This is a genomic window from Rhodothermales bacterium (genome assembly GCA_013002345.1).
GTDB lineage: Bacteria > Bacteroidota > Rhodothermia > Rhodothermales > JABDKH01 > JABDKH01.
In genome coordinates, this window is the sequence record JABDKH010000040.1 from 1 (window position 1) to 9,217 (window position 9,217).

The 9,217-nt window shown below is 57.7% G+C and carries 9 protein-coding genes; all 9 read right to left on the bottom strand.

Annotated features, from left to right (window positions below; all coding sequences use genetic code 11):
* Window positions 1–134 precede the first annotated feature (134 nt).
* Window positions 135–1,508: a dipeptidase gene (locus tag HKN37_01870; protein ID NNE45386.1), complete on the bottom strand. Its 1,374-nt coding sequence runs from the start codon at window positions 1,506–1,508 to the stop codon at window positions 135–137.
* A gap of 129 nt (window positions 1,509–1,637) precedes the next feature.
* On the bottom strand, window positions 1,638–2,138 hold the full coding sequence (locus tag HKN37_01875) for a hypothetical protein (protein NNE45387.1): 501 nt from the start codon (window positions 2,136–2,138) through the stop codon (window positions 1,638–1,640).
* Window positions 2,139–2,350: 212 nt separating this feature from the next.
* Complete coding sequence (locus HKN37_01880; GenBank protein NNE45388.1) at window positions 2,351–2,935, bottom strand: hypothetical protein; 585 nt, start codon at window positions 2,933–2,935, stop codon at window positions 2,351–2,353.
* Window positions 2,932–3,687 carry a class I SAM-dependent methyltransferase gene (locus HKN37_01885; GenBank protein ID NNE45389.1) on the bottom strand — a complete coding sequence of 252 codons (756 nt, stop codon included), beginning with the start codon at window positions 3,685–3,687 and terminating at the stop codon, window positions 2,932–2,934. The genes HKN37_01880 and HKN37_01885 overlap by 4 nt, the downstream gene beginning before the upstream one ends.
* A 14-nt stretch (window positions 3,688–3,701) precedes the next feature.
* Window positions 3,702–4,937 carry a 4-hydroxy-3-methylbut-2-enyl diphosphate reductase gene (locus HKN37_01890; GenBank protein NNE45390.1) on the bottom strand — a complete coding sequence of 412 codons (1,236 nt, stop codon included), beginning with the start codon at window positions 4,935–4,937 and terminating at the stop codon, window positions 3,702–3,704.
* Between the two features lie 64 nt (window positions 4,938–5,001).
* Window positions 5,002–6,132: a tRNA guanosine(34) transglycosylase Tgt gene (gene tgt / locus HKN37_01895; protein NNE45391.1), complete on the bottom strand. Its 1,131-nt coding sequence runs from the start codon at window positions 6,130–6,132 to the stop codon at window positions 5,002–5,004.
* Window positions 6,133–6,164: 32 nt separating this feature from the next.
* Window positions 6,165–6,725: a hypothetical protein gene (locus HKN37_01900; protein NNE45392.1), complete on the bottom strand. Its 561-nt coding sequence runs from the start codon at window positions 6,723–6,725 to the stop codon at window positions 6,165–6,167.
* Between the two features lie 196 nt (window positions 6,726–6,921).
* Window positions 6,922–8,187, bottom strand: coding sequence for an AI-2E family transporter (locus HKN37_01905; protein ID NNE45393.1), 1,266 nt, complete (start codon window positions 8,185–8,187; stop codon window positions 6,922–6,924).
* A partial coding sequence (locus HKN37_01910; protein NNE45394.1) for an MCE family protein occupies window positions 8,187–9,217 on the bottom strand: 1,031 nt, incomplete at its 5' end. The genes HKN37_01910 and HKN37_01905, both read right to left, overlap by 1 nt.

Genomic DNA, 9,217 nt, shown 5'->3' on the forward strand with positions numbered 1-9,217 from the left:
GGACTCGAACCCACACGTCCTAAGGACATACGATTTTGAGTCGCATGCGTCTACCAGTTCCGCCACCCGGGCATCGACACCTTTAACGAGGATGTCGATCTGTAGTTTTCACCAACGATCCAGGCCCGATTCCGTTACGCCACTCTCTCGCCGAAGATCTTCATGAACCGGATCGACGTCTCGATTCCCTGACGGAAACGCTCGAGTCCGAAGCACTCGTTCGGAGAATGGATCGCATCCGAGTTCAACCCGAATCCCATCAACACCGTGTCGATTCCGAGGATCTCTTTGAAGTCGGCAACGATCGGGATTGAACCTCCCTCGCGCGTGAAAAATGGCTTACGGCCAAACACGCCTTCCATCGCTTCGGCAGTGGCCTGCATCGCCGGTATCGTCGTGTCCACGAGCACAGCCTTCCCACCGTGCAGATACTTGAAGTCCAGCTTCATCGTATCCGGTGTGTGCTCCTTGAAGTAACGCTCCAGCTGCTCGGCCGCCTTGTCGGACGTCTGGTTCGGCACGAGGCGCATCGAGATCTTGGCACTCGCCGTCGATGGCAACACCGTTTTTGCCCCCGGCTCGATGTAGCCGCCCCAGATTCCGTTGCAGTCGAGCGTCGGCCTTCCGGTCGAGGCCTCATGTGGTGAGTACCCCTTCTCGGTCTTTGCTACCGGAGCACCGGCATCCGCAATGAACGCTTTCTCGTCGAAGGGAAGTGCCTTGTACGTCGCACGCTCCTCATCCGACAACGGCCGCACGGAATCATAGAAGCCCGGCAACGTCACGCGATGGTCCTCGTCGTGGAGTCCGGCAATGAGTTTCGCCAGCGCATTGATCGGATTCTCGATGGCACCACCGTACACACCGGAGTGTAGATCGCGATCGGGTCCCGTCAGTTTCACCTCGACATACGCCATCCCTCTCAGGCCGTACGTGATGGACGGTACTCCTTCGTCGAACATGGCCGTGTCCGAGACGACGACCACGTCGGCTTTCATCCGCTCCTTGTTCTCGCGCACAAACGGTACGATGTGCTCCGAACCGGTCTCCTCCTCGCCCTCGAATACCATCTTCAGATTCAGCGGGAGCGCATCACCCGACTGGAGATAGGCCTCGGCTGCCTTGACATGCATGAATAGCTGCCCCTTGTCGTCGCATGTGCCGCGGCCGTACAGGACGCCATTCTTCCGCGTAGGCTCGAACGGGGGAGACGTCCACAGGTCCAGCGGATCCGGCGGCTGGACATCATAGTGTCCGTACACAAGAATCGTCGGTTTCGCGTCGTCGACGAGGTGCTCCGCATAAACGATCGGATGCCCTGCGGTCTCGTGGACTTCCACCGTCTTGATGCCGATGCGGCGTAGTTCGTCGGCCAGCCAGTTCGCGGCTCTCTTGACTTCACCGGCGCTATCCGCATTCGTGCTGATTGACGGTATGCGCAGAAAATCTTCGAGTCCGGTTACAGAGTCTTCAAAGTGCTCCTGAGCGTAGGAGAGTGCCTTTTCCATGATGATCCGCTCGGTATTGTCGATGTGCAGTTATGCCCGAAGTATACGCACTGAAGGGGATGGGCTTGATGAAGGATTCCGGATTTTGGCGCCGCCTTCACGTGCGCGGTTGACACGCGCGTCAAGATCTCAGAATTCGCTCTCGTCGCGCCACCGCACGAGCTTCCAGGATACGGTCGTGTCGGGTCGGAGCATGGAGAAATTGACGTTGCCATCGCCCCGGAAGACTTCGCCGCTCTCCAGCGAAATCGTGAGATTGAACGAGCGCACCACGCGCTCACTCAGTCCGCGCTCGAATTCGTCACGCGAGATGATCTGATTCCACTGCAGGCGGATCAGGTTCGAGTTGTCGAAGAGCCGGCGTGTACTCTCAAGGTCCTGAGCGAATCCCCACTCTCGCTCGACCTGCTCGTCGAAATCGTAGTAACTGAAGACGAAAGAGGAGTCGAGCAGCGGTTCGTACAGCGAGATGTCGCGCAGCTCGTAAGCGTTTCGAAAGTTCGTAAAAAAGCCTTCGACCGTGGTCGGATCCCCCAGAAAATCCCCAAACGGATCCCCTTCCTCGAGCGCGGGAGCGAAAGGATTGCAGCCGGCCACGACGACCAGAGCAGCACTGAGGGACGAGATGATGACGCCTGTCTTCAACACTAGTGGGCTGGTTGAAAACCAAGGTACGGCCGACGACAACGCTTTTCTTCCGCCACGCGGTCCGCAAACCGACCATGGGAGAACAGCAAGACGAACGTGTCGTCCTCGGCGGGAAGCGGCTGATGGACGCACCACACGACCCTGACCTTCTCGATGCCGGAGTAAGCGAACGTCGTCGCGATACGCCAGCTGTATCAGTCTACAAATTCGGCCTTGAGGTCGCTCCATGACGAAGCGCTGCTCACCTCCCGGTCGGTCCAGGCCGCGAGCCGCCAGAGACCGTCCGTTCCCTGTTCGATTTCCCAGCGAAGCTGACCCTCGACCGATGTCGGGATCTCGGGGCGACTGTGGTTGACCGTCAACTCGTAGTTGGAATCGACAATGCTCAACCGATCCGACACCGGCGTCGGGTTCTCGTCAGTGAGCAGCAGCCTATGATTTGATCCGAAACGTCCGGCCGCCGCGAGAGCGCTGAAATACTGCTCCTCATTGGTGACTCCCCATCCGTTCCAGATCGGACTGCTGGCTTCCGCCGACGCGGTCGGCTGAAATACGAATTCGTCAGAGAACGACCGCCTATAATTGAGTGTATTCAACTCCCCGACCGCCGAGATCAAGTTTGCGACCACCTGCTCGGGCGTATCTGGCTGCAGGTACGTTCCACCCACGACGATCGGCGGCTCAGGGTCGCGCGTATCAAAGAGGGCACATCCGGCCATCAGACCGGCGGCCATAATGGTCGTGACGACTCCGGCATATCGAGTGGTCGCCCGGTTCATTCTCTACCACGCTTGATCGAGTGCATGATCATGCGGGGGCTCGTCGGGCCGTAGGCCCCTCCGTCGTAGTCTCCAAACACGTCGACGAAACGGAGCCCCGCTCGATCGTACATCGACTTGAAATCGTCAAGTTCGAACAGCCGTACGGATTCCTGGAAGCTGTGGCTGCGGCCGTCCTTTGTGAGCGTGATCTCTTTTCGGATCCGGCCGTCGACGACGGTTCTTAGCTGCATGATCTCGATACCGTCCTCTGTTCGCCGATCTTCCGGTACGAGCGTTTCACGCACGAACGTCGGGTTCAGAAAATCCTGCACAAACCAGCCGCCGGGTTTGAGGGAATTTGCGACAGCATCAACGGCTTTCTGATGTTCGTCCTCACGCTCAAAGTACCCGAACGCCGTGAACAGATTTACGGCGCCGTCGAAGCATGCGTCGCAAAGAGCGGTGCGCATATCACCGACGACAAATTCCACTTCAAGGCCATCGCGCGCAGCCCGCTCGCGCGCCTCATCAATTGACCGTTCACTCAAGTCGAGGCCGGTAACGCGATAGCCATGTCGGGCAAGGCGAATGGCGTGACGTCCGCGTCCGCACCCGATATCCACGATCGTGTCACCTCTGCCAACACCGGTGATACGTTCCAGTAGATCGATCAATTTTCTGGCTTCCTCGTCGTCGCGATGACGGTAGACGATCGCATACTCATCACGGTCAAACCATGCCTCGTACCACCTGGGCTGTTTCTGTTGCATAGGATGCCGCGCTCTCAGGCCGTCGCCTCGGCGAATGGAGACAGAGCTTCCTCGACACTCCGGGTTCCGGGAAACCAATCGATCAGCCTGGTGACAACCTCGTCAAGCAACGAGTCCGGACAGGATGCGCCGGCTGTCAACACGACGGTCACGGGCTCATGTGTCGGCAACCAGTTCTCGATCTCGACCTGCTTCTTCTGTTCGAGATCGAAATGACTAATGACATGTCTCGACAGGATTTCGGTGGCGTCCTGAATGAAGTACGTGGGCATCGCCTGGCTGCACAACTCTACCAGGTGGCTCGTATTGGAGGAGTTGTGCCCACCAACAACGATCGCCAGATCAGCCGGCTGCCGGATCAGCGCGTGCGTTGCGTTCTGGTTCTCGTTCGTCGCGTAGCAAAGCGTGTCGCTTGTATCGGCGAAATGCTCGCCGATATTCTCTGCACCGTACCGGCGGATCATGGCGCGGCGCAGTAGATCGGCAATGGCCTGTGTCTCTGTCGCGAGCATCGTGGTCTGGTTTACGACACCGATTCTCCGCAGGTGAGTCACCGGATCGAAACCCGGCGAATGCCGGCCATCGAACTCATCAAAGAACGCCCCGGCTTCGGCGTCCCCTGTGATAACGGCTGCCAGGAGTTCCGCCTCGAAAAGATCAAGTAACACAACAACGTGTGCATCCTTCTCCGCGTGAGAGAACGTCGCGCGCGTCTCCTCGTGATTGTGCTTTCCGTGAATCACAACGGTGTAGTCCTTTGTACCGATCTGACTGCTCCGTTTCCACACCTTCTCGACGAACGGACACGTGGTGTTATAGGCGTAGGTGTCCACACCGTACCGCTGAAGTTCCTGCGTGATCTCGATCGTGGATCCGAATGCAGGAATAATTACAACATCGTCCGGAGTCAACTCGTCGAACGGTATGAGCTGTCGGCCTTCCGTCGTTCTCAGGAATCGTATGCCGCGGCTCTCAAGATCTCCGTTGACTCTCGGATTATGAATCATCTCCGACAGCAGGAAGACACGCTTGTTCGGGTTCTCGTCAAGCGCCCGGTACGCTATCTCGACCGCATTCTCTACGCCGTAGCAGAAACCGAAATGGCGCGCGATCCGGAAGCGAATCGGCCCAAAATCTATGAGGGAGGGGGACAGGTCCTTCTTGCGAGGGTCGGTGACGCGCCGGGCTTCTTTCACCGTCGAGATAACGGAGCTGCGGTAGAAATCCGGAACGTTGAACTGTCTGGCCATGAGTCTCGACGAGTCTCGAATGAATATCAACGTATACGCGATCGGAAGAGGCGAGGTTCGTACGCTACAGCCGCTGACTCAGGCGGTCGGCCGTTGCCTGCCACCAGCCATCGAACGTTCCGGCCACAATCCGACTCCGGGACTCATCCATCAGCCGCGAGTAGAGAGACAGGTTCTGGAGGGTCGCAAGCTGCGGCCCAAGCATTTCGTTCGACTGAAACAGGTGCCTCAGATAGGCCTTCGAATAACTGGAGGAGGCGTACGAGTCCAGTCCGGCGTCTATCGCTGAGTGATCTTCTTTCCATTTTTCGTTCCGAACATTGAGAAACCCGTCGGTCGTGTACAAACGGCCGTTGCGTGCATTGCGGGTCGGCATCACGCAATCAAACATGTCGATACCGCGGGCGATATTTTCGAGCAGATTGGCCGGGGTCCCGACGCCCATCAGGTAACGGGGTTTTTCGGGCGGAAGCAGTGGCGCAACGACATCGACCATTTCATACATCAGGTCGGTCGTTTCGCCGACGGACAGTCCCCCGATGGCGTAGCCGGGGAAATCCAGATCAACGAGGCGTCTGGCCGATTCGCTCCGGACGTCCGCATAAACAACGCCCTGGACAATGCCGAACAAAGTCTGTTCGTGGCCATATCGAGATCGTGTTTCGTTGAATCGGACCAGGCTGCGCTCCGCCCACCGAATAGTCAGCTCGTTCGACTCCCTTGCATAACTTGCAGAGACGTCCCCCGGTGGGCACTCGTCGAGAACCATTATGATATCCGCGCCGATGAGACGTTGCGTGTCGACAACCGACTCCGGCGTAAAGAGATGTTCGGACCCATCAAGATGGCTGCGAAATCGAACGCCATCTTCGGAGATGGATCGTTTGTCAGAGAGAGAGAATACCTGGTAACCACCCGAGTCGGTCAGCACCGCACGGTCCCAGTTCATGAATGTATGCAGACCACCGGCACTTTCCAGCACATCGGTCCCCGGTCGCAAGTAGAGGTGGTACGTATTCGCCAATATGATCTGCGCATCGATATCCGAGCGCAACGCTCTCTGCGGAATGCTCTTGACCGTTCCAAGCGTGCCGACCGGCATGAAGACCGGCGTCTCGACGGGACCGTGTGGTGTGTGCAGACGTCCACGGCGCGCAGCGGAGGAGGGGTCGGTATGCAGAAGTTCGAAATGCATTGAAGCGGCCGAGGGGGGACACTCGTTCCTTGCTACTGCGCTTCTCGCAAGAGACGGATCGTGTCTGGCAATTCTTCCTGTCTGAGAAGACTGAGAAACTCATCCTGCTGTGGACCCGTCAGTCCCAGCACCAGAGCCCGGTCCGCCGCCTTGAGCAGCAGATAGTTGTGTTGCGATCTACCGGAGAATTCGGCAAGGTTCGCGAACCGCCGATAGTGCCTCGGCAGCGTCGATCCAGGGACGATTTCGACATTCTTGATGTCGCGTGTCCTGAGTATCATCGATCTACGGCCTTGCCTGACATCAATCATTCCTCGCGACAGTGTGACGACGGTGCGTGGTCTGAATCCGAGCACACAAGTCAGGACAAATGTACCTGCAGCTAGCAATTGGCCCCCGTAGAACACAAGCGCAGCCGTTCCCTGTGGTTCGGCGATGACTCGGTCCCTGACTATGGCCCAGATGATCAGACTTGTCAGAATAAGAAGTACACTTCCTGTGACGGCGAACAGGTAGAAGCGTGCCTCACCCCGCAGCCGATCCGAGTCCTTGCTCAGCCATCGGCCAAGCACGGAGCGCGTCGGATCAAACATGCGTGGTATGACGAATTGCTTGTTCAGTGCACTGTGAGGTTCTGTGACACGGCTCCAGATGGTCGTGTGGTTGTACGCCGTTCAGCGAGGGCGGGTGTTGGGCTGGCGTGAATAATGAGCTGCTGGATGAACCCGACTGCCACTGTGTTCAACGACGTACGTCGCCGTTACTCCGCACGGGCATTTCGCGAAATAATCAATCGGTCGCTGCACTCATGTAGTTCGAGATTTCGAACTGCAGCTCCTGGTGCCATGCCTGATAAGCCGCGACGATCAGTGCGGTGACGGGGACCGCGATAAACAACCCGAAAAGACCCATGAAAGCGCCGAAAACGAACAGCGACAGCACGATGAGCACGGGATGCAATCCCACCTGGTGACTCAGTATTTGCGGACTCAGGACACTTGATTCGAGTAACGACTCGCCCAGAAGAACTACGAAGACGATGAGTGCCTTCGCGAGCCAGGGATCACCGAACACGACCGCGATCGTTACTCCGATAATGTTTGTGATGATCGCTCCGACATTCGGGATCATGTTGAGCAGTCCACCCAGCAACCCGATCAGGAGTGCGAACGGTACATCGAAGATGAGGAGCAGCACCGAAACGTTGACAGCTGCAATGGCGCTGATCATCAACTGGCCACGCAGATAGTTTCCTACTACGCCACCGGCCTTTATCAGATACTCTCTCCGTCCCCCGAACGTCGGGAAGAGCTGCATCACCTTGTCGGTGATGAGAGAAAAGTCCTTGACCATGTAGAATACGAGGACCGGCATGATGGCCACGACCGTAACAAGTCCGAGAATCGATCCGAGCCCCTTCGCAAGTTTCTGGGCTGCTTCGGGCACACCGCTGGCAAGTACTCCCGCCTGCTCCTGGATGGCTGCAATGATCTGGGCAATGAAGACGTCTTTTTCAACGATGCCGGCGTCCTGCAGTCGGTCGAGCAGCGTCGATTCCGTCATCCATTCACTCAGGCCGGTCACGCTCTCGAAGATCCGCGTTCCGAGCACTTCAAGCTGGTTGATGATGCTCGGAATCAGAAGGAATGCGAACGCCGCCATCAGGCCAATAATCAGTCCGGTGACGACCAGAGACGAGGCCCACCGCGGCACTTTGAATCGTTGATTCAGGAGTTCCACGACAGGGTTGAAGAGGTAGGCCAGCAGGTAGGCGACCCCGAAAGGAAGGAGGACCGTGCTCAACCGATCGAAGAACCAGAGGATGAGAAGAAACGCTCCCGACACCAGCAGGGCACGTACTGCGCGGTTCGAACGCAGCGGCCAGAGGAGTATGACGCCTGCCGCACCGACGAGCAACGGGTTCAGTAACTCCCGCATCGTGTAGAGGAGCACCAGGAAGAGCGCAATACCGCCGGCTGTCAGAGCCGCATCCAGGGAACGGGGGCGTGATTTACCAACTCCCTCGCCGGTCACGGCTGGATTTGCTTCATCCATTACGGGCGGAGTTCTGGGTCGTTAGATGCAGGACCGCCTGCACCGCTGGTTTCCTCAGAAGCTGCCGGAGTCGGCATGCCAACATCGGCGCCGGCGCGTCGCAATCGTTCCTCCCACTCAAGCAGATCGCGTTCCCGCTGCGTCAGTCGCCTGAAGCTCTCCTCAATGGCTCGTTCTCGCACTTCGAACGGAGCCAGCTCCATGTGACCTCGTTCCTCGAAATACCTCTTGAACAACCAGTTATGCTTTGCTGCTTCCATCAACTCGGCGAATCTGTATGCTCCCAGTGCTCCCCAGTTTGACGTGTGCTCCAGATTCGCCAGAACGACACGAACATCGTTCATGATGGTGTAGAGCGTGTCGGCCGAGGACAGGAACTGCTCATAGAGTTCCGGATCGTTGATCAGCCGTGCGACGGTGCCTTCTCCGTGCTCGATCTTGTCCAGCAGGGTCTTCACGCCCTGCGTGGCTTCGTCAGCCAGAGCCACTAGACTCTCCGCGTTGTCCGCCATGCTGTTCATCACGCTCTGCGTCTCGTTGGCTGTCCTGACAAACGTGATGTATAGCGTCGAGTCGTAGATAATCTTGCCGAGCGTACCTTCGCCGTTTCGAACGTCCTGCATGATCTCGTCAAACGTCGTTGCAGCCTTTTCAAAATTCTGCACCGACTGCAGAGCACGGTCCGTGATCTCGAACAGATCAAAAGGGTCGATGCCGGGGACTACATCTCCATCCGCAATGGGATCGCCCACGTCTTCCGATGGCGTGACAAGGACAACGATCTGCTCGCCCACGATGCCGGCGCTTTTGATCTGCGCCTGGGTCTTCTTCGTCAACACGCGACGCGCGTTCTCGCTGATCGCCATGATCACGACGATCTTCTGTCCAGGCTCATCCGGAAGACGCACGGCGTCGACACGACCTACACTGACGCCCTGGTACTGAACGGCCGCACCACTCGTCAGTCCGGCCACCGAGGTGAATCGAGACTCTACAACGAATGTATCCCCGAACAGGAACGCCCGGTTGG